This is a genomic window from Stenotrophomonas sp. STEN087 (assembly GCF_056759115.1).
This window is the reverse complement of sequence record NZ_JBRRCR010000014.1, coordinates 15,178-36,372: the sequence shown is the minus strand read 5'-3', so window position 1 is coordinate 36,372 and position 21,195 is coordinate 15,178. Positions and strand designations below refer to the sequence as shown.

The window sequence follows — 21,195 nt, the reverse complement described above, 5'->3', positions numbered from 1 at the left end:
CCGTCAGCGCTTGACCAGCTCGACGCGTCGATTGCGTGCCCTGCCCTCTTCGCTGCCATTGTCGGCCACCGGTTTGTCCGCACCGAAACCGGCTGCCTGCAGGCGCTCGGCCGCAATGCCCTTGCCGGCCAGCGCCGCCACCACCGATGCCGCCCGGGCTTCGGACAGGCTGCGGTTGTGGGCCGCCGCACCGCTGTTGTCGGTGTGGCCTTCAATGGACAGTTTCAGCGAGGGATCGGCACGCAGCAGCTCCAGCACCTGCGCCAGCTGGGGTTCGGACGTGGGCAGGATGTCCGCCTTGTCGGTGGCGAAGTTGACTTGGATGGCGACCCGGCCAGCGCTGTCCAGCTGCTTCTTCAGTGCGTCAGCCGGCAGCAGCGCAGCGGTCTGGGTGAAGCCCTTGCGTTCGACCACCACCCAGCCGGCGCTGAGATATTCCAGCCGCGCATGGACCCAGAGCTGGCGACCATCGGCCAGGTCAACCTGGTAGACCTCGGTGTCGTAGTCCTGCCAGCTGAAGCCGGCGGCATGGCTGTAGGCCGCCTTGACCGCCTGCGGCACACCGTCGGCCGCCTCGCGCGGGATGCGGCCTTCGAACACCTTGCGGCCACCGGCCTGCGCCATCATCGCCTCAAGGTTGCGACGCACCTCGTGCATCGAATACGCGTGCTCGCCCTTGTCGAAATCCTGCGCCCAGGTGCGTCCTTCCACCTGTTCGAAGCGCTCGCCGTTCCAGAACGGGAAGGCGTCGAAGTCGCGCTTCTGCGGCGCATTGCGGTCGCTGTAGCCGGCCGGGAGGGCCAGGTGCGGGAAGCTGCCGGACCACTGCGCGGTAGCCTTGAACGGCACCGCATCCAGCACCACCAGCCCGGCCCCATTGCTGTCCACGGCAAGCTGCACCCAGACCGTGCGATCGGCCTGGCGCACCACGTACACCGTGGTCGCCGCGTCCTGGTCCATGTTCACCGCATCGATGAAGCCACCGCCGATTTCGTCTTCCAGCTGCGGGCCGTAGTAGATGTCACGCAGCAGCTTGCCTTCGAACACCTTGTGCCCACCGGCCGCCGCCAGCACGCCGTCGAAGTTGCGCTGCACTTCCAGCGCAGAGAAGGTCTTGTCCGCGGCAACACGGGTGTCTGCCACGATGCGCGCCGACCAGCTGGGGCCTTCCTCCCAGTGCACGCCATCGCCGATGCGGAACGGGAAGCGCGCCCAGGCGCGCGTGCTGGCGGCGTTCTGCGGCGCATAGCCCTGCGGCAGGCTGAAGAACGGCAGTTCCCCCAGGGCCACGCCGCTGCTCGACAATGCGGTGGTGTCGAAGGCCAGCACCGGCACGGGCTTGCCATCGCGATCAGTGAGGCCCGGCACGGCGTCCGCAGCCGGTGCAGCGCTGGCGGCGGCAGGAGGGACCGCGGGTGTGTCTGCAGGCACCCTTGCCGCATCCGGAGCCGGTACGGGTGTCCGCTCGCAGCCTGCCAGTACCAGCAACACCGCGGCCCCAAGCCAGATCTTCGTCCATGCCTGCATCGCCACACCTCACGTCCATTGAGAAGGGCCCGAGCATAGCCCATGGCCGTGACGGGCCACACATTGCCATCGTTCCTGCGTTCGCGCGTCACCGTGATGTCATTGGCGCTGCTGAAACTCCCGCACTTTCCCCCACCCAAGGTCTGGTTTCGATGCGAACGATTGCGCGTTTTCCCCGTGTTTCGCTGCTTGCCCTGCTGATCGCCCCCGCACTGGACGCCCTGGCCGAAGCACCGCAGGGCGAGGCCGCCGAAACGCGCAGCGCCGACGCACGAACCCTGGACCAGGTACAGGTGATCGGCCAGGCCACCAGTTACGCCAAGACGTCGGTGCGCACCGAGACACTGAACCGCCAGACCGTGCTGAGCAGCGTCAACGGCGCGCTCAACGAAGTGCCGGGCGTGGTGGTCAGCGAAGCCGATGCCACCGGTTCATCGGTGTGGGGCACGCAGATCAGCATGCGCGGTTTCGTCACCAACCGCGATACGCAGCAGATCGGCACCACCATCGATGGCCTGCCCAATGGTGGCTCGGGCTACGGCGGCGGCTCGATGGCCAACCGCTACATCGACACCCTGGACCTGGAAACGGTGGAGGTCAGCCAGGGCACGGCCGATATCTCCTCGCGCTCGAACGAAGCGCTGGGTGGCACGCTCAACTTCCTCACCAGTGATCCGCTGCATGACAGCCGCCTGCGCTTCGTCGTCGGCGCCGGTGACAACGATGCGCGCAAGTACTACGTGCGCTACGACACCGGCGTGCTCGGCGGGCACACCCGCGCCTGGGTCAGCGCATCCTCGGCCCGCGTGAGCGACTGGATCGATGGCAGCGGCAAGACCAGCAACGACCACATCGCCGGCAAGTTCATCACCGAACTGGACCGCTGGACGCTGACCGGCTACCTGTCCTACAACGATGCCGACGAGCCGGAGTACACCAGCGTTTCGCCGCAGGGCTTTGCCACCAACCCGGACCGCGACAATCTGGTCGGCACCCTCACCGGCATCCCCTACCTGGACCAGAACTACCGTTCCGGTTCGCGTGCGCTGCGCGAAAACACCTTCGGCTACCTGCGCGCGGCCTTCGACGGCGGCAACGGCTTCAAGGCCTCGATGGCCGCCTATGGCCACCGCATGCAGGGCCGCGGCGACTGGCTGCCGCCTTACCTGGCCGATGTCACCAATGATGGCGCCGGCCGCCCGCAGTCCGAATACCTCGGCGGCAGCACCGTCTACGGCGGCAGCAACCTGGGCCAGATCTACTTCGTGAACCCCGATGGCAGCAGCGCCCAGCCGATTGCCGGCTGCACGCCGCGCGTGGGCTTCAGCGCCGAATATGATCCCAACTGCTACGCCGGCAACGTGCTAGGCGCGCAGTCCTACCGCCACACCCACTACGACAACGACCGCATGGGCGTGACCGCCGATGTCGAATGGCGGCAGACCTTCGGCGGCGTCGACAACACGATCCGCGGCGGCCTGTGGGTGGAGAAGCTGGACCGCTCCGCGCGCCGCGACTGGCACCGCCTGCTCAACGTCGGCCAGGACATCGGCTTCGACCACCAGCCGTACTGGGTGCAGTTCGAGGACAAGTACAAGGTGGACGAGCAGATGTACTACGTCGAGGACGTGGCCCGCTTCGGCCCGTTCAGCGCGCGCGTGGGTGTCAAGCAGTTCTTCGTCGACCAGTCGCGCAACCGGGTGATCGGTGCCAGCGAGCACGTGACCTCGGACTCCAAGTCCGATCCGCTGCTGTCCACCGGCTTCACCTGGGCACCGGGCGTGGAAGGCATGGAACTGTTCGCCGGCTTCTCGCAGAACTTCGCCGCGATTCCTTCCGGCGTGCTCGGCGAAACCGACCCGCAGCGCTTCCGCAACGTCGAACCGGAAACGGCCGACAACATTGAAGTAGGCATGCGCATCAGCCGCTGGCCGCTGACCGCCTCGGTCACCCTGTACAACATCAAGTTCGACAACCGCATCGTCTACCTGCCGGCCGGTTTCGTCAGCGGCATCGACTACCTGGGCGAGACCGACGGCGTCTACGAGAACTTCGGCGGCGTGGAAAGCAACGGCCTGGAAGCCGCCTTCGGCTACGGCTGGGACAACGGCTGGCGGGTCAACGCGGCTTACACCTACAACCGCTCCAAGTACCTGGGCAGCGGCGATGCCGCGCGTGACACCCAGCTGGGCATCGTCGATGGCGCCAAGGTGATCGGCCAGCCCGAGCAGATCCTGGTGGTGTCGGCCGACTGGCAGGGTGAGAACTGGAACTTCGGCCTGTCCGGCCGCTACCTCGGCACCCGCTACCTGGATGCGGCCAACGTCAACAAGCTGCCCTCGGCCACCATCTTCAACGCCAACATCGGCTTCGACCTGCAGGGCCTGTCGCCGCGCCTGAAGGGCATGGGCGCCAACCTGGTGGTGAGCAACCTGACCGACAAGCGCTATCTTGCAGGGGTGGACGGTGCCAACGCGGCCTTCATCGGCGCGCCGCGCACCGTCGGCATCTCCTTCCGCGTGGATCTGTGAGGCATTCGTGACTGATATCGGCCGACGCCGGTTGTTGCAGGCCGGCGTCGCCGCCGGCCTGGCACCGCTGCTGCCCAGCATCGCCCGGGCGGCAGCGATCGCCCCGGCCGCGCAGACGCGCAGCCTGCAGGACCTGCAGCACATCGTGGTGTTCATGCAGGAAAACCGCTCGTTCGATCACTACTTCGGCACCCTGCCGGGCGTGCGTGGTTTCGGCGACCGCTTCGTCGCCCCCGCCGCGCCGCTGGCCGGCGGGGACGGCCCACGCAGCCTGTGGCTGCAGCCCGATGCCAGCGGCCAGCGCGCGATCGCGCCGTTCCCGCTGGATACGGCCGCACACTTCGGCTACATGCGCGTGGAAGGCACCCCGCACACCTGGCCCGACGCGCAGCGCGCGTGGGACCACGGCCGCATGGGCCACTGGCCGATGGCCAAGCAGAACCACGCCATGGGCTATTTCCAGCGCGCCGACCTGCCCTTCCAGTTCGCCCTGGCCGAAGCGTTCACCATCTGCGATGCCTACCACTGCGCCATGCAGGCCGGCACCAACCCGAACCGGGTGTTCCTGTGGACCGGCCACAACGATGCCTTCGCCCGCGCGGGCGGCCCGGTGATCGCCAACTCGCACGACAATTTCCCGGAGCACGGCGGGCATCCGGAGTCGTACCGCTGGGCCAGCTATGTCGAGCGCCTGCAGCAGGCGGGCGTGTCCTGGCAGATCTACCAGGACATGGCCGACAACTTCACCGACAACCCGCTGGCCGGCTTCGAGACCTTCCGCCAGGCCTACAGCGGCGCGCCGGGCCACGACGATGCGCTGCGCCAGCGCGGGGTCAGCACGCGGGGCCTGGCCCAGCTGCGCCAGGACGCCATCGATGGCCGCCTGCCGCAGGTCAGCTTCATCATCGCCGATGCCGCCGGCAGCGAGCACCCGGGCCCTTCCAGCCCGGCCCAGGGCGCGGCCTACACCGCGCGCGTGCTCGACGCGCTGACCGCCGACCCGGACGTGTGGAGCCGTACCGCGCTGCTGCTGATGTTCGACGAGAACGATGGCTTCTTCGATCACGTTCCGCCGCCGGCACCACCGTCGGCACGATCCGATGGCAGCTGGGCGGGCGCTTCGTCGGTCAGCACCGACGGCGAGTACCACCAGCACCCGGCGCCGGGCGACGAGAAGTACGACGCTGCCGAACTTCGCGGCCGCCCCTATGGCCTGGGCCCGCGCGTACCGCTGTATGTGATCTCGCCCTGGAGCCGGGGGGGCTGGGTCGATTCGCAGGTGTACGACCACACCTCGGTGCTGCGCCTGATCGAACGCCGCTTCGGCGTGGCCGCGCCGGACATCTCGCCGTGGCGCCGCGCGGTGTGCGGCGACCTGACCAGTGCCTTCGATTTCGCCCAGCGCGATACCCGACCGTTCGTGCGTGGACTGCCCGATGTGAGCGCCACCGCCGCGCGCGCCGCCGCCTTGCCGGGTCGCACCGTGCCAGCGCTGCCCGAGGGCCTGCAGGCGGCGCGCCAGGAAGCGGGTACGCGCCCGTCGCGTGCATTGCCGTATCGTCCGCAGGCGCAGGTGGACGCGCTTGCTGCCGACGGCGTGACCCTGCGGCTGGCCTGCGAAGGTGCAGCCAGCGTGCTGCATGTCTACGACCGCCTGCAGCTGACCGCCCTGCCGCGCCGCTACACGGTGCTGCCCGGTGCACCGCTGCAGGACCGCTGGGCACTGGATGCGCAGGGCCGCTACGACCTGTGGCTGCTGGGCTCGAACGGCTTCCACCGGCACTTCCGTGGCGTTGCCGATGCGCCCCTGCTGCAGGCCCAGGTTGAACAGAGCGATGGCCAGCTGCGGTTGCAGCTGCGCAATGCCGACAGTGCCACGCAGTCGGTGCGTGTGCATGCCGGCGCCTATGCCGGGCACATGCCGGAGAAGACGCTGAGCCTGGCTGCCGGCGCGCTGACCACGTTGGACTGGGACGCGGCGCCCACCGCCGGCTGGTATGACCTGCACGTGGTGGCCGGTGACAGCGAGCTGCGCCTGGCAGGCCGCGCTGAAGACGGACGCCCCGCCACCAGCGACCCGGCGATGGGTGGCCAGCCGCTGCGCTTCGAGCACGGCTGAGGGGGGCCTGTAGAGCCGAGCCCATGCTCGGCTGCACTCCACAAAATGCAGCCGAGCATGGGCTCGGCTCTACAGAACAACGGCAACCCCGCATTCGCGCAGACCCAAGCCCTGCCCGCCTATCGGCGGCGCAGGCGCACACCTACGCTTGTCTCCTCGGTGGCCGCGCAGCGCCCGCGCGACGCCTTCTGGAGAACGCCATGAACCACACCTCTTCCCCCATCGATACCGACCCGCAGGAAACCCGCGAGTGGCGCGAGTCGCTGCAGGCCGTGCTCGAGATCGGCGGCCGCCCGCGCGCGCACTACCTGCTCGACCAGCTGTCCGACCTCGATGCAGACCGGCACGGCGACCTGCACACGCGCGCCTGGACCGCCTACACCAACAGCATCCCGCTGCACCGGCAGCCGCCCTACCCCGGCGACCTCGCCATCGAGCGGCGGCTCAACGCGATGATCCGCTGGAACGCAATGGTGATGGTGCTGCGTGCTGGCAAGCACTCCAACGTCGGCGGCCACATCGCCACCTACCAGTCGGCGGCAGTGCTGTACGACGTGGGCTTCGATCATTTCTTCCGTGGCCGCACCGAGACCTTTGACGGCGACATGATCTACATCCAGGGCCACTCCGCCCCCGGCATCTACGGCCGCGCCTACCTGGAAGGCCGCCTGGACGATCAGCAGATGGACAACTTCCGCCGCGAAGCCGGGCGCGAAGGCCTGTCCTCGTACCCACACCCGCGGTTGATGCCCGAGTTCTGGCAGTTCCCCACGGTGTCGATGGGCCTGGGCCCGCTCACCGCCGCCTACCAGGCGCGCTACATGCGCTACCTGGAATACCGCGGGCTCAAGCCGCACCAGGGCCGCAAGGTCTGGGCCTTCCTTGGTGATGGCGAGATGGACCAGCCTGAGTCGCTGGCCGCCATCTCCCTGGCCGGGCGCGAGCGCCTGGACAACCTGGTGTTCGTGGTCAACTGCAACCTGCAGCGCCTCGACGGGCCGGTGCGTGGCAATGCCAAGGTCATCCAGGAGCTGGAAGGCACCTTCCGTGCCGCGGGCTGGAATGTCATCAAGGTGATCTGGGGCGGTGGCTGGGATGAGCTGCTGGCCGCCGACCACGACGGCCTGCTGCGCCAGCGCATGATGGAATGCGTGGACGGCGACTACCAGACGTTCAAGTCGCAGAACGGTGCCTACGTGCGCGAGCATTTCTTCGGTGGCCACCCGGAACTGCTGGCCCGCGTGGCGCACATGAGTGACGAACAGATCTGGGCGCTGGCACGCGGTGGCCACGATCCGCAGAAGGTGCACGCGGCCTACCTGCAGGCCATGCAGACTACCGGCCGGCCGACGGTGGTGCTGGCCAAGACGGTAAAGGGCTTCGGCATGGGCGAGGCCGGCGAAGGCCAGAACATCAACCACCAGCTGAAGAAGATGAGCGCCGATGCAGTGCGCGCTTTCCGCGACCGCTTCGACCTGCCGGTCAGCGACGAACAGCTGGAACAGATGCCCTACCTGCGCCCGCAGCCGGGCAGCGCCGAAGCAACGTACTTCGCCGAACGCCGCCGCGCACAGGGCGGGCAGCTGCCGGCGCGGCGTACCCATGTGGAGCCGCTGCCGGTGCCGCCGCTGTCAACGTTCGGCACGCAGCTGCAGGGCAGCGGCGACCGTGGCCAGTCCACCACCATGGGCTTCGTGCGCATCCTCACCACGCTGTTGAAGGACCCGGAGCTGGGCAGGCTGACCATTCCGATCGTGCCCGATGAATCACGTACCTTCGGCATGGAAGGCCTGTTCCGCCAGATCGGCATCCACTCCTACCTGGGCCAGCTGTACACCCCGCAGGATGCCGGCCAGCTGAGCTATTACAAGGAAGCTACCGACGGGCAGATCCTGCAGGAAGGCATCAACGAATCCGGTGCGATCAGCTCGTGGATCGCGGCGGGCACCGCCTACAGCAACCACGGCCTGGCGACGATCCCGTTCTACATCTTCTACTCGATGTTCGGCCTGCAGCGGGTGGGCGACCTGGCCTGGGCCGCCGCCGATGCGCGCACGCGCGGCTTCCTGCTGGGTGCTACCTCCGGCCGCACCACGCTGATGGGCGAAGGCCTGCAGCACGATGATGGCCACAGCCACGTGCTGTCCTCGGTCATTCCCAGCTGCATCTCCTACGACCCCACCTACAACTTCGAGCTGGCGGTGATCATCCACGACGGCCTGCGCCGCATGTACGTGGACCAGGAAGACATCTACTACTACATCACCCTGCTCAACGAGAACTACCCGCACCCGGCCCTACCCGAGGGTGCCGAGGCCGGGATCCTCAAGGGCCTGTACCTGCTGCACCCGGCTCCGGCCGATGCCAGTGCGCAGCCACGCGTGCAGCTGATGGGCAGTGGCGCGATCCTGCGCGAGGTGGAGGCCGCCGCCACCCTGCTGCAGCAGGACTTCGGCATCGCCAGTGACGTGTGGAGCGCCACCAGCCTGACCGAACTGCGTCGCGACGGTCTGGCCGCCGAGCGCTGGAACCTGCTGCACCCCGCCGCCGAAGCGCGCGTGCCCTACGTGCAGCAGTGCCTTGCAGGGCACGCTGGCCCGGTGGTGGTGGCCACCGATTACATGAAGATCGTCGCCGACCAGATCCGCCCCTTCATTGATGACCGTCGCTTCATCGCCCTGGGTACCGATGGTTTCGGCCGTTCCGATACGCGCGAATCACTGCGCACGTTCTTCGAGGTGGACCGCCACTTCATCGTGCTGGCCGCGTTGAAGGCACTGGCCGATGACGGCCGCATCGAGCGCACGCTGGTGCAGGCCGCGATTGACCGCTACGGCATTGACGTGGACAAGGCTGATCCGGCCGCGGCCTGATCAGCCGTTCCAGCCCAGCCCGCGCGGCTCGTTGCTGAATCCCGCCGCGCGCAGCGCATCGACGGCGGGCCCGCGATGGACGGGCTCGTCGTTGATCCGCTCCAGGGTGAAGGACAGCCGCCGGCCACGCCGCAGGCCAACGGCCAGCGCCTGCGCCGCGTTTGCCCAACGCGTGGCCACGTCGCCTGCCTTGTCTTCGATCCAGCTGGTCAGCTGGCGGCCACCCTGCGGCAGATACAGCTGCAGGCGGCCTTCGCCGATCACCACCATCGCACCGGCCCGGCGCACCGGACGCGGCCCGGCGATGGGCTGGGGCCACGGCAGCAGGCTGCCGAACGGATTGGCGGGATCCAGCGCCGACAGCGCAACCCAGCCGTCAGGTCCACGTGTCTGCTCGGCGCTGGCACGCAGGCGGTCGATGTCGTCGCGCTGGGCGAACTGGGCACCGCCCATGCCTTCCACGAAGCGACCGCGCAGCAGCTGGCCCGCATCCTCCATGCTGCGCAGCACCGGGCGCAGTGCCGGAAATCCACCGGCCACGGCTTCGCTCATCGCTGCGCTACGGGTGACCACCGTGTAGCGGTCCAGCAGCGCCTCGGTCTGCGCCAGCGCGCGCAGGGTGTCACTGGCGCGCTCGCGCGGCAGCAGCGACCAGCGTCCCGCCAGCGTCGGCCCCGTGCTGCTGGCCAGCTCCAGTCCTGCGGTGTCCGTCGTCAGCGGAGCGAAGGCAAAGCCGCGACGGCGGCGCGACACCGGCGTCGGCCGCGCCCGTGCAGGCCGCGCTCCGCCCAGCGCACGCAGCGGCGCCCACAGGTCACTGCTGATGTGTCCACGCCAGGCCAGCTGCCACAGCGCCGTCTGGAAATCCTCACCCGTCGTGTCCGCACCGACCAGTCGCGGCTGTACCTGCATCGCCAGTTGCCGGGCGAAGAACGCACCGCCGTCGGCCAGCACCTGCAGGATGGCCTGCTGCATCGGTGAGTCTTCGACCTGCACCGATGTGACCGGCAGGGTTTCAGCGGCACGCTCACGCAGGTGCAACGACACCAGTCCATCGTCGTCGCCCAGCCGGCCATGGCCGACCCAGAGCACCGTGCCGGTGGCCAGCAGTTCATCCAGCAGCGCAGGCATGTAGCCGGGTACGCGCGCGGGCAGCACCTGCTGTTCCCACAGCGATGCCGGCAGTGGCAGCCCCGCCAGTTGTTCGATCACCTGCAGCACGCCTTCGCTGTCACGCAGGCGTGCGCCCCCAGGCAGCACGCCCTGCCCCCGCAGCAGCAGACCGACATAGGCCTGCACCGGGACCGGGCGGGTCGCCTCGCGGGCGGCCTGCAAGGAGCGCAGCCGCAGCCGTTGCAGCACCTCCGTGCCCACCCACTCATGGCCTGCACGCGGTGAAGCCGCCGCTGCGACTTCGTCTGCCGCGCGACGATCCAGGCCGAACCGGCCACGTACCAGCTGGCCCTGTTCCTGCAGCGCGTGCAGGGCAGCATCCACCACCGCCACACCAAGACCGAAACGGGCGGCCACGCTGCCACTGCTGAAGGGCCCATGGGTGCGCGCGTGGCGGCCGAGCAGATCGCCCAGCGGATCCGGTACCGGGGCCAGGAATACCTCGGCCACGTCCGCAGGCGGGATGATGCCCAGGACATCGCGCAGGCGCACGGCATCCTCCACCGCCGCCCACTGCTGGACCCCTGCGACGGGAACACGGATCGCACGACCCGCCGCCTGCAGCGCCTGCAGCCACGCATCCGCCTGCGCGGGCTCGGTGATGCGCTGTGCGACCTCCACGGCCGGCAGCGGGCCCAGCTCACGCAGCAGGTCGGCCACGCCTTCGCTGCCACGCGCGTGGCGGGCCGGATCCAGGCGTTGCAGCTCGCGCTCCACGGTGGCCACCACGGCATCGTCCAGCAGTTCGCCCAGATCCACCTCGCCGAGCAGTTCCGCCAGCAGGCCACTGTCGAGCGACAGCACCGATGCACGCCGTTCGGCCAGCGGTACATCGGCTTCGTACATGAACTCGGCGACATAGCCGAACAGCAGGTTCGCCGCGAACGGCGATGGCACGGCCGTATCCACCTCGACCACCTGGACCTGGCCGGCCTGCACGCGCAGCATCAGCGCATCCAGTGCATCAAGGTCGTAGACGTCCTGCAGGCACTCGCGCGCGGTCTCCACCAGAATCGGGAACTCATCGTGGCCACGGGCGATCTCCAGCAGCTGCCCCGCACGCAGGCGCTGCTGCCACAACGGCGAGCGCTTGCCCGGCGTGCGCCGCGGCAGCAGCAGCGCGCGCGAGGCACACTCACGGAAACGTGCGGCGAACAACGCGGAACCGGCGACCGAGCGATTGATGACCTGGCGCAGGTGGGACGCATCGAACAGGAACAGTTCCGCGCCAGGCGGTGTACCGCTGCGGTCGGGCATGCGGACGATGATGCCGTCGTCGCTGGCCACCACGGCCGGATCGATGCCAGCCTGTTCGCGCAGGCGCGCAGCCACCGCCAGCGCCCAGGGATCGTGCACGCGGCGGCCGTAGGGCGAATGCAGCATCACCCGCCAGTCGCCGAGTTCATCACGGCAGCGCTCGACGACCAGGCGCAGGTCGGTCGGCAGAGCACCGGTGGCCTGCTGCTGTTCGGCCACGAGCGCCAGCATGTTGCTGATAGCGCGTTCATCCAGGCCGCGATCGCGCAGCCGGGCGAGCAATGCCGGCGACGGCTCGGCAGCGCCGTCAGGCTCGGTCTCGAGTTCCGCCAGGAAGGCGCCGGTGGCCTGCCCCAGCTCGGCCGGGCGGCCGATGCCTTCGCCGCGCCAGAACGGCAGCCGCGCCGAGCGCCCCGGCGCTGGCGTCACCACGACCTGGTCAAGAGTGATCTGGTCGATGCGCCAGGACGTTGCGCCGAGGGTGATCACATCATTCACCCGCGACTCGTGGACCATCTCTTCATCCAGCTCGCCGACACGGCGCGATCCCGCCTGTTCTTCGCCTTCGGGCAGCACGACGGCATACATGCCACGGTCGGGAATGGTGCCGCCGCTGGTCACCGCCAGCTGGCGGGCGCCAGGACGTGCGGTCAACGTGCCGGTCTTCCGGTCCCAGACAAGCCGCGGGCGGAAACCGGCGAACTCATCGGACGGATAGCGGCCGGCCAGCATGTCCAGCACTGCGTCGAAGGCACTGCGCGGCAGCGTGCGGTACGGCGCAGCCCGGCGCACGCGTGCGAACCAGGCCTCGACATCGAGTGGCTCCATCGCTACCGCCGCCACGGTCTGCTGGGCCAGCACATCGAGCGGATTGCGCGGCGGATCGAGAGCTTCGATGCGTCCATCCAGCATGCTGTCGACCACCACCGCGGCATCGACCAGATCACGGCGCGTACGCGGATACAGCAGGCCGCGTGACATGCCGCCCACCTGGTGACCGGCACGGCCCACCCGCTGCAGTGCACTGGACACCGAAGGCGGCGCCGCGACCTGGATCACCAGGTCCACCAGGCCCATGTCGATGCCCAGCTCAAGACTGGAGGTGGCGACCACGCAGCGCAGGTCACCCGACTTCAGCGCCTGCTCGATGGCGGCGCGCTGTTCCTTGGACACCGAGCCGTGGTGCGAGCGGGCGATCACCGAGGCCGGCGTGGTGACACGGTTCACCGTGCTGCCGGTGAACGATCCGTAGGCGGCTGTATCCGAAGCATCCGCTTCGCCCGCAGGCTCGACGCCCGTGCGCTCGGCATGCAGCTCGTTGAGTCGCGCCGTCAACCGTTCCGCCACGCCACGCGAATTGGCAAAGACAATCGTGGAGCGATGCCGCATCACGTTGTCGAGAATGCTGGCTTCCACATGCGGCCAGATCGAACCGGTGCGCGTGCCGGCCCCGCGTCCTTCGCCGGGACCGTGCACGACCAGGTCGGTCATGTCCTCCACCGGCACCACAATCTTCAGTTCCAGCTGCCGCTGCGAAGGCGGCTGCACCACCTGCACCGGGCGATCACCGCCGAGGAAGGCGGCAACACCCTCGACCGGGCGCACCGTTGCCGACAGGCCGATGCGTTGTGCGGGCACCTGCAGCAGCGCGTCGAGCCGCTCCAGGCTCAGCGCCAGGTGCGAGCCACGCTTGCCGCCCGCCACCGCATGGATCTCATCGAGGATCACCGTATGCACATCGCGCAGGATCTCCCTCGCCTGCGAGGTCAGCATCAGGTACAGCGACTCTGGCGTGGTGATCAGGATATCCGGCGGGCGCCGCACCAGGCGTGCGCGGTCACTGCTGCTGGTATCGCCGGTGCGCATGGCCACGGTCAGGGCCACCGCCGGATCGCCGCGCTCGCCGCGGCGGGCGCTGATGCCCTGCAGGGGCACCTGCAGGTTGCGCTGCACATCGCTGCCCAATGCCTTGATCGGCGACAGGTACAGCACGCGCGTGCGCGGTACGGGCTTGGCCGCCGGGTCGCGGCGTGCGTCGCCATCGCGCTCGGCGAACACCTGGTCGATCGCATGCAGGAACGCAGCCAGCGTCTTGCCCGATCCGGTCGGCGCCACCACCAGGGTGTGCTGGCCCGCGGCGATCGACGCCCACGCCTGGTCCTGCACCGGCGTCGATGCGGCGAACGCGGAACGGAACCAGTCACGGGTGGCGGGATGGAAGTGCTGCAGGGAATCCAAGACAGGGCCGGTCGCCATCGATGATGGCTTCGATGATACGGCGAAGAAATCGTTTGTCGTTACGAATAGTTACGTTATAACATTTCACGCCATTTTTACGGAGCGTGTCATGCGTCGCCACCTGCTAGCTGCAGCCATCCCCCTCGCCCTTCAGTCCGTCGCCCTCCATTCCGCCAGGGCGGCGGACGCGCCCACCCTTCCCACCCTGCAGGTGGAAGCCAGCCAGCCCTCACGCATCGACAGCCGGGTCACCGTCGACAACCCGCAGGCCCAGATCCGCACACTCGGCGGCCTGCTCGAGCATGTGTCCGGCGTGCAGAGCAGCGCCTTCGGGCCCAACGCCGGCGCGCCGGTCATCCGCAGCCTGAGCGGCAACCGCGTGCAGATCCTGCAGGACGGCCAGTCCATCCTTGGCATGAACGCGATCAGCGGCGACATCAACATTCCATTCGACCCGCTGTTCGTGCGCAGCGTCACCGTCAACAAGTCCTCCGACACGGTGCGCTACGGCGGCAACGCCATCGGCGGCAGCGTCGAGGTCGACTCCGGGCTGATCCCGCGCTCGATGGAAGACAAGGACCAGTCGATGGAACTGGTGCTGCGCAAGGGCTTCAACGCCGCCGATGCGCAGGGCTTCCGGATGAACTTCAACAACCAGCGCAACGTCTCCACCAACCTGCAGGTCTCGCGGCAGCGCATCTCGCACTACGACATTCCCGGCAACAGCAAGGCGGCCGCCTGCAACAGCCAGCTGTTCCCGGCCGCCGGCGGGGTCAACTCGGCGCTGGCCGATGCCTGCCAGAAGGAGGCCCGGGTGCAGCAGGTCTACAACAAAGCCTCGCAACCCTACATCGACCAGTTCATGACCGAGAACCCGGACTGGGCCGATGGCGAGTTCTCCTTCTACACCAACAGCCCGACCTCGGTCTGGCAGCGCCAGACTTACGTCAATCCGGTCAATCCGGACTACGTCGCCGGCACGCCGTCCTATGTGCAGAAGCGGATCAACAACGACGTCACCCCGGACTACCACCACCGCCTGGGCAACAGCTACTCACGCAGTTCCCAGGTGGCTCTCGGCTCGACCCTGTTCTTCGACCGCGGCTACGTGGGTGTCAGTATTGATGCCAAGGACAGCGAATACGGCGTGCCGGGCTTCTCGATGCAGAACCTGTCCTTCGGTTCCAACTACGCCGACGGCCTGCCTGTGGGCGTGGTCATCAAGCAGGAGCGCTATGCGCTGGAAGCCCTGCTGCGCGACCCGGTGCCGGGCATCGAGCGTGCCGAGCTGCGCGTCTCGCAGCTGGACAACACCTCGGGCGAACGCCTGGGTACCAGCAAGGCCAACGATTACGACTTTGAAAGCACCCAGGCCGAACTGCTGCTGGCCCATCGCCGCGTCGGCCCGCTGAGCGGCCTGCTCGGTCTCAGCCAGCAGTCGCGTGACGTCACCGGCAGCGGATCGCTGCGCTACCTGCCCAACGTCGATACGCGCAGCCAGGCGGTGTTCCTGAAGGAAACAATGGACTTCGACTGGGCCTCGTTCGATGCCGGCGTGCGCCACGAACGCGTAGACCACACATTGCGGCCGAGCAGCTTCAAGACGGCGCGCAATTCCGCCAACACCACGCTGCAGGACCGCGACTTCAGGCTCAACAGCTACAGCATCGGCGCCTACGTTGAACTCGGCCCGCTGTTCACCGCCAAGGTGCGTTACTCCTCCTCGCAGCGCGCACCGGAGATCAATGAGCTCTACGCCAGCAATGCGCATTATTCGGTGATGACCCAGGAGGAAGGCAACCAGAACCTGGACCCGGAACGTGCGAAGAACCTCGAGCTGACCGGCCTGTTCCACCTGGCCGGCTTCCAGCTGTCGGCCACCGCTTACCGCATGCGTTACGAAAACTACCTGTACCTGGGCTACTCCGGCCTGCAGACCGCCAACCGCCTGCCGCTGAAGTACTGGAAGCAGACCGATACGACGGTGAAGGGTTTCGAGGTCGATGCCTCGCAGTCACTGATGCTCGGTCGCTTCGGCAGCCTGGAGGTATCGGCCTTTGCCGACCTGGTGAAGAACAAGGCCGACCACCCCGATTCGCTGCGCGCCCATAACGATGGCGAATACCTGCCCAACATGCCGACCAACCGTTACGGCGCCACCGTGCAATGGCAGCGCGAGGGCTGGAAGGCGCAGCTGTCGAGCACCTACTACGACACGCAGAAGTACCTGGGCCGCAACGTCAGCGAAGAAGTACCACTGGATGCGTTCACCCTGGTCGACCTGCAGCTGAGCCGGGAGATTCCCCTGCACACGACCGCCGTGGCCGGGATGGAGGTCTTCATCAACGGCAGCAACCTGCTCAACGAAGAGGCGCGCCCGCACAACTCGCCACTGAAATACATCGCGCCACTGCCGGGGCGTGGCTTCCAGGTGGGCGTGACCGTGCGGCTCTGAACCAGAGCCGGCACCCCAGCGCCTGCGGAACGTGAACCGCGGGCGCGATTCCGCGCACGACAGGCTTGATTACCGTTACCCCTTCGGTCAACCATCGACGAAAAGGAGGATTCAATGAACTGGATGCATGCAATTTCCTGTGCGCTGCTGTTGGGCGTTTCGTCCACTGCAGGCGCGGCCTCGGCCATTGCCTACGATGCAGATGGCGCCTACGGCTACTCGATGAACCAGGCGACGGTGAGCACCTCGATGCAGAACGCGGTGAAGTACTGTGCCGCCCGCTCCCGCAACTGCGGGCAGTCGGCCGTCGCCACCGGAGAGGGCTACTCGGCCATCTTCACCGGAACGGTGTCCATGGGCTTCGCCCTGGCCGCGGCCAGTCCGGAAGCCGCGCAGCGCAAGGCAGAAAAGATGTGCCGGGAACGCGCCAACGACTGCACGCTGGCGGTGATGTGGCGCGAGCAGCCGTCGCAGGTGATCGAGCGGCCGTGGCACCCCGGTGCACCGGCACCGGCACCGGTTCCGGAGCCCCGCCGCATTTACTAGTACCGGTTTTTGATCGGCGAGACAGCGGCCCAGCGTCGATGACGTTGGGTGGCTGGCGCGGGCGCGTATATGGGAATGGCCAAGCGTTATTTAGCCGGGGCGATCCGACGTGAAACAGTGGGCACTCGTTCATGTTCGCCCTCGGAGCCCATTCCTTCCATGTCCCTCGCCCGCCCCCGGACCGCGTTGACGTTCATCGGCGCCGCCGCGCTGTCCTCCCTGCTGTTGCTCTCCGCGCCCGGCGCGGTTACCGCTGAAGTTGCGGTCTCTCCGCTGCGCGCCTATGTCGCTGCCAAGCGCGCGGCCATCCAGGCGCAGTCAGCGCAGCCTGCAGTCCCGACCACCATCCATGCCAAGGTGACTGCCGAGAGCCGCTCGGGTGTCAGGCGCCTGCGCATCGGGCCAACCGGCGAGTTCCAGTACATCAGTGACAGCGGCCGGGACTACGCCGGCTACAACCTGGGTGCAGGCTCCTGGGACTCGCTGGTCGGCACGCTCGCCAGCTCGGTGGCTGACGAGTACGTCGTGCAGGCGGCGGTGCAGGACATTCCGCTGGATGCGCTGGATGTGGTGTTCACCAGCATTCCGGAGCGCAAGAGCGCGAGCCTGGCCTATCCCAACAACCTCTCCTACGTCGTCTACATCGATTCGCCGGCAACCGATGCACAGCTGCAGGCGCTGAAGCGCGCGGTGCACGAGAATTCCTCGGCGATCGACCTAGTGACGCGACCACAGCAGGTCAGCCACGCCGACGTGGACTACGTCCACAGCTCTTCCACGCGCGATCCGAAGCTGCCCCCCGGCCTGCGCGATTTCATCACCGAGGAGAAGCGTCCGGCGGTACTCGCCCGGCAGGCGCCACGCGATGCGAAGGATGCACCGAGGGAACCGGAGACCTTGGTCGCCCGCGCCCACGTCGAACCCCACACCGGCCTGCGCCGTGTTTTCCTGGGCAAGGATGGCTACCACCAGCAGCTGCATGACAGTGCGCCGGGGCTGCTTGGCTACGGCCTGGCACCCACGGTGGAGGAGCACCTGCTGGGCGTCACCGGCACCTGCCTGACCCACATCTTCGAAGTGCAGGCAGCCTCCCGCAACGTGTTGCTGGACTCGCTGGAGCTGACCGTTGATGGTCAACTGAGCCCGCGCTTCGGCAAGGGCGTCACCACGCCGGCACGCTACAGCGGCATCCGCTATCGCGTGCGCATCGAGTCGCCTGCATCGGCCCAGGAGATCGATGCCCTCCGGCAGTCGGTCGAGGCCACCTGCCCGCTCTACAACCTGGTCAAGGACGAGCAGAAGCTCGAAGGCCGCATCGTTCGCGGTCCCTACGCCGACGCCGCGCAGTAGCCGCAGGCGCTGCATGGGTTGACCTTGCGGTGGCGATCTCCCCGGCCCACAGCGGCCCGGGAGACGCCCCTTCACTCCGGTTGTCAGCATTTCTCTGGGGATATTCGATGAAGCTCGTCCTGCGCTCGCATTCGAGCATGCAACGCCCGTGGTACAACCTGCGCCCGCAGCGAGCGCGCCGCCGCCACCTGGCCCTGGCGCTGTGCACCCTGCTTGCGCCCGCGGCAGAGGCCGCCGAGGAGAAGCAGGCCTCCGCCGTGCACGCGCATGAGGGCAATGCACGCCTGCTCGACAAGGTCTCCGTCCTCGGCTCGCAGATTGCCGGCGGTGGCGCCCAGGCAGCGCTGCCGGTGGTGGCGGTGGACCGCGAACAGATCGAATCGACCGGCGCCACCAACGGCAACGAGCTGTTCCGCAGCCTGCCGCAGTTTGGCGACGTCGCCGTCACCGAGAAAGGCACCACCAACGCCGGGCGCAATTCGAATGTCGCCCGTGGCGACGTCGGCTCCATCAACCTGCGCAACCTCGGCGCGAAGTACACACTGCTGCTGGTCAACGGCCGGCGCACCGTCCAGCACCCCATCAGCAACAGCGGCGACGATACGACCTACAACGCCAATGCCATCCCGACCTTCGGCCTGGAACGCATCAACCTGCTGCTTGACGGCGCAGCCTCCATCTACGGCTCCGACGCGGTGGCGGGCGTGGTCGACCTGGTGACGCCGGCCAACCTGCAGAACGGCGGCGGCGTCCGCCTGGACTACGGCAAGGTGTCCGACGGCCATCGTGAGGACGTCTCGCTGGATGGCTACCTGGGCAGCGACTTCGCCGATGGACGCGGCAACATCTCGCTGCTCTACGGATTTTCCACGCGGACGGCGCAGCGCAACTCCGACGCCTGGTTCACGGCGACCGATGGTCGTCGTCCGCTGGGAGATGGCACCAGCGTGCCCGACCCGAACGGCAGCACCGGCTTCAGCACGCGGACGCCGTGGGGCCACTTCGATACCTATGCCAATGGCAGGCGCACCGGCAGCTGGAGCATCGATCCTGCGACCGGCGCACTCGTCTCCGGTACGGTGCCGACCCGCTACCACTATGACTCGGCCGCCGAGCCGGGCATCACCTCGGCGCCCGCCATCCGCAAGGGCAATGTGTTCGCCAGCGGCCGGTTCGACATCAACGACTCGCTGCAGCTGTTCGGCGAGCTGGCCTATTACCGGGCCAGGTCCGAGTCGTGGGTGAGCAGTGAGTCCGGCTTCGGCGGCGAGGGCTTCCTGCTGCATATCCGTCCCGACGCCTACTGGGTTCCGGAAGCGCTGCGCGGTGCCGATGCGATCCGACTGCTGAACTATCAGTTCGCCGATTCGGGGATCCGCCGCGTCACGGTCGACAACGAGCAGTCGCGCGTCCTGCTGGGCGTGCGTGGCTGGACCGAAGGCGGCTGGAACTGGGAGAGCGCACTGCTGTACTCACGCGCGCGCAGCACCGATGTGCAGCAGGGCGGACTCACCGATGCCTTCATCGAGGCGGTGAACCGCACCGATGCCAGTGCCTACAATCCGTTCAGGGGCGGTGATCCCGCCAGCATCCGGGTTGGCGATGCCACGCCCTATGACACCTCCTCGTTCATTGGCGAGGCGACGCGCGTAGGCACCAGCGAGCTGGCGTTGTGGGATTTCAAGATCGACCGCTCCGATCTACTGACGTGGTATGCCGGCGACATCGGCGTGGCGGCCGGCGTGGAGTACCGTTACGAAAGCCGCAGCGATGACCGCGATGGGAACATCGATGGCAGCCACCCCTATACCGACTGGTACACCGGAACGGTAGCGCCCAGCAATTTCTTCACCCACAGTCCGCGGCCTGACGTGCATGGCAGCCGCAACGTCACCTCCGCGCTGGTCGAACTGGCCATCCCCCTGGTGTCCGCCGCGCAGGGCGTGCCGCTGGTGCAATCGCTGGACCTGCAGGTGGCTGCGCGCTGGGAGGACTACAGCGACGCCGGCAAGGTCGCCAAGCCGAAGCTGGCCGCTGCGTGGAAGGTCAATGACAGCCTGCTGCTGCGCGGCTCGGTCAGTGGCGGCTTCCGCGCGCCGGGGCTGGAACTGGTCAATTCACCGCCCACCTACGGGTTCGGCTTCAACAACGACGCCATCCGCTGCCATGCACTCATCGCCAAGGGTGCACAGCCGAACTACAGCGCCTGCCTCAACGCTTACAGCAGTGGTTCGGCGGTCAAGCCATCGGTCAGCTCGGTGACCTCCTACGGCGATGACGTCAAACCGGAAACGACGCGACAGTCTTCCTGGGGCGCCGTGTTCGAGCCACGCTTCCTGCCCGAACGCTTCGGCTCGATCAGCCTGAGCGTGGACACGTGGCGGGTGAAGGTCGAGAACCCGATCAGCACCATGGGCGAGGAACTGCTCTACGACGCCTACCTGCGTGTCGTCGAAGGCAGCAGCAACCCCAACGTCGTGCGTGCGCAGGCAACTGCAGAAGACATCGCCCTGTTCGCGGGCACCGGGCTTGAGCCGGCCGGCGTGGTCACCAACATCTACAACCGCTACCAGAACCGCAGTCCGCTGACGGCCTCCGGCATGGATTACAACTTCAACTGGCGGCTGCCGGACACCGCATGGGGGCGCTTCGCGCTGCTGGTCAGCGTCAGCCAGTTGAAGGAGTACACCCAGCAGAAGCCGGCCGAAGTGCAGGAGGTCGCCGCCGCGATCGCCCGCGGCGCGTTGAACATCATCGCGCCCGACCTTGGTGCGGCCAACGAAGTCGGCATCAACGGGGCAAAGCCGGAGTGGCGGGCCAGCGCCACCTTGATCTGGAACCTGCAGGACTGGACCGTGCGGCTGCGCGACGACTACATCGACAGTGTCAGGGCCGGCGCGTACGCCGATGGCCGGCCGTACGTGGTCGCCTCCACCCAGCGCTGGGCCTTGTCGGTGAAAAAGGAGTTCCACGCGGGGCTGCTGCAGGGCGCCGCCGTGGAAGTGGGAGCGCGCAACCTGTTCAACAAAGAGCCGCCCCTCAACGCCTCGGGCAATTACCTGAGCGCGCTGCACGAGACCTACGGGCGCTACATCCACCTCGGCATTTCAAAGAACTGGTGAACCG

At 67.7% G+C, this 21,195-nt stretch carries 9 protein-coding genes; 7 read left to right on the top strand and 2 right to left on the bottom strand.

Features of this window, described 5'->3' with window-relative positions; translation table 11 throughout:
- Nucleotides 1–3: 3 nt before the first annotated feature.
- Nucleotides 4–1,431 (bottom strand): OmpA family protein, encoded by a 1,428-nt coding sequence (locus ACVOK1_RS05850; protein ID WP_481561408.1) that lies wholly within the window; start codon nt 1,429–1,431, stop codon nt 4–6.
- A gap of 248 nt (nt 1,432–1,679) precedes the next feature.
- On the opposite strand from ACVOK1_RS05850, the gene ACVOK1_RS05845 reads away from it, so the two are divergent.
- The 3 genes from ACVOK1_RS05845 (at nt 1,680) to aceE (ending at nt 9,050) form a co-directional block, all read left to right on the top strand.
- Nucleotides 1,680–4,058 (top strand): TonB-dependent receptor, encoded by a 2,379-nt coding sequence (locus ACVOK1_RS05845; RefSeq protein ID WP_481561407.1) that lies wholly within the window; start codon nt 1,680–1,682, stop codon nt 4,056–4,058.
- A 7-nt stretch (nt 4,059–4,065) separates the two neighbouring features.
- Nucleotides 4,066–6,177 carry a phosphocholine-specific phospholipase C gene (locus ACVOK1_RS05840; RefSeq protein WP_481561406.1) on the top strand — a complete coding sequence of 704 codons (2,112 nt, stop codon included), beginning with the start codon at nt 4,066–4,068 and terminating at the stop codon, nt 6,175–6,177.
- A 200-nt stretch (nt 6,178–6,377) separates the two neighbouring features.
- A complete protein-coding gene (gene aceE / locus ACVOK1_RS05835) occupies nt 6,378–9,050 on the top strand; it encodes a pyruvate dehydrogenase (acetyl-transferring), homodimeric type (protein WP_481561405.1) in 2,673 nt (890 codons plus the stop codon).
- Here the strand turns inward: aceE and ACVOK1_RS05830 are convergent, their stop codons facing one another.
- Nucleotides 9,051–13,718 carry an ATP-dependent helicase gene (locus ACVOK1_RS05830; protein ID WP_481561404.1) on the bottom strand — a complete coding sequence of 1,556 codons (4,668 nt, stop codon included), beginning with the start codon at nt 13,716–13,718 and terminating at the stop codon, nt 9,051–9,053.
- Between the two features lie 109 nt (nt 13,719–13,827).
- Between ACVOK1_RS05830 and ACVOK1_RS05825 the strand changes: the two genes are divergently transcribed.
- From ACVOK1_RS05825 to ACVOK1_RS05810, 4 genes are all read left to right on the top strand, one after another.
- Nucleotides 13,828–16,173 (top strand): TonB-dependent receptor, encoded by a 2,346-nt coding sequence (locus tag ACVOK1_RS05825; protein WP_481561403.1) that lies wholly within the window; start codon nt 13,828–13,830, stop codon nt 16,171–16,173.
- Between the two features lie 114 nt (nt 16,174–16,287).
- The gene (locus ACVOK1_RS05820; protein ID WP_481561402.1) at nt 16,288–16,719 is read left to right on the top strand and encodes a DUF4189 domain-containing protein; all 432 of its coding nucleotides are present in this window, start codon (nt 16,288–16,290) and stop codon (nt 16,717–16,719) included.
- A 159-nt stretch (nt 16,720–16,878) separates the two neighbouring features.
- Entirely contained in the window at nt 16,879–18,069 is a 1,191-nt protein-coding gene (locus tag ACVOK1_RS05815; protein ID WP_481561401.1) for an OsmC family protein, read from the top strand.
- 107 nt (nt 18,070–18,176) lie between these two features.
- Entirely contained in the window at nt 18,177–21,191 is a 3,015-nt protein-coding gene (locus tag ACVOK1_RS05810; protein ID WP_481561400.1) for a TonB-dependent receptor domain-containing protein, read from the top strand.
- The last annotated feature ends 4 nt before the right edge of the window (nt 21,192–21,195 follow it).